Below are 1,473 nucleotides of genomic sequence, written 5' to 3'. Positions count from 1 at the left end.
GGTAGTGACCCCTTAAAGTTAGAGTTTTTATTACGCAGCTAATTGGCTGGCATGAGTTCGGAATTTTACCGGACTCATGCCGGCCAGTTTTTGTTTAATTCGATCGTTGTTATAGTAATGGATGTACTTCTCAATCTTCATCTTCAATGCTTCATAAGAAATTAATTGTTCTCCGTAATACATTTCCTGCTTCAGTAAGCCAAAGAAGTTTTCCATTGCTGCATTGTCTGCACATGTTGCTTTGCGAGACATGCTTTGGTACATCTTATTTTCTTTCAATGTGTGTACCCATTTGTAGTGCTGATAGTGCCAGCCTTGATCGGAGTGAATGGTTGTTCTATATTTGGCACGCTCTTGAATAATAGGAAGCACCTGTTTTAATGAATCCATCACAAATTCCAGCGTTGGACTTTTAGACATACTAAACCCAATAATTTCGCCGTTATATAAATCCATGATAGGGCTTAAATACAACTTCTCATCATTTGTACATTTGAATTCCGTTACGTCGGTCACAACTTTTTGAAGGGTATGTGGTGTGTGGAAACGACGGTTCAAACGATTTTTCGCCACTTTCCCAACCGTACCTTTATACGATTTGTAGCGTGATTTACGCACGAATTTTTCGCATTTCAAACCTAGTTTCTTCATGATACGTTGTACTTTCTTATGGTTAACAGGGTAACCTTGCGTTTTCAATTCCGCATGAATACGACGGTAACCATATCTGCCTTCATGCTTCTCAAACGTCTCTAAAATCAGCGTTTCCCACGTTTCATTTGGATTCTTTTGTTTCATCTGTTTGATTTGATAATGATACGTTGCCTCTGGAATTTCCACTTGTGTTAAGACATCTTTTAATCGGAATCCTTCTTCTTTAAGTTCGAAGGCGATGGCTGCTTGTGCTTTTCGAGGAAGGCATCCGGATTCTCTCGAAAAGCCTTTAACTTTTTTAAATAGGCAACCTCTAAACGAAGCATTTCATTTTCACGTTCTAACTGTTCCTCACGTGACATTGGTTTATTCTGTTTATTCGCTGTTGTTTTTGGTTTTTTAGACATAGACGGGCGCCCCTTTGCTTTTTGTTGCAGGCCCTCTATTCCTTCTTTTTCTAATTTACTGTTCCAATTGGCGATTAAACTCGGATTATTTATCCTAAATTGAATCGCTGTCTCTTGAAAAGAAGCACCTGTTTGTTTCATAAAGTGTAATACATCCAATTTGAATTGAACAGGGTATTCCTCATTAACTATTTTCCGTTGTAACCCTTCCTCGCCAAAAGCTTTATAAGCACTTACCCAATTCTTAATTGGCGAAGAAGATGGAATACTGTATTTTTGCGCCAATCGGTCATAACTTAAAGCACTTTTCAAATACTCTTGTACAATTTTCAGTTTGAAATTCCCACTATATTTAGCCATAAAAAACACCCCAAAAGTTAGATTTCAACTCTAACTTTTGGGGTGCAGCACT

The 1,473-nt window shown here is 38.0% G+C and carries 1 protein-coding gene and 1 pseudogene; both read right to left on the bottom strand.

The window, feature by feature from the left end; genetic code table 11:
* Positions 1 to 30: 30 nt before the first annotated feature.
* Positions 31 to 897, bottom strand: a pseudogene (locus LXM54_RS27610) (IS3 family transposase); the annotation flags it as partial.
* Positions 858 to 1,421: a helix-turn-helix domain-containing protein gene (locus tag LXM54_RS27605; RefSeq protein WP_233319543.1), complete on the bottom strand. Its 564-nt coding sequence runs from the start codon at positions 1,419 to 1,421 to the stop codon at positions 858 to 860. The gene LXM54_RS27605 and the pseudogene LXM54_RS27610, both read right to left, overlap by 40 nt.
* Between the last annotated feature and the right edge of the window lie 52 nt (positions 1,422 to 1,473).

The organism is Bacillus sp. Au-Bac7 (assembly GCF_021341655.1).
GTDB lineage: Bacteria > Bacillota > Bacilli > Bacillales > Cytobacillaceae > Niallia.
This window is presented reverse-complemented; position numbering and strand designations above follow the sequence as displayed.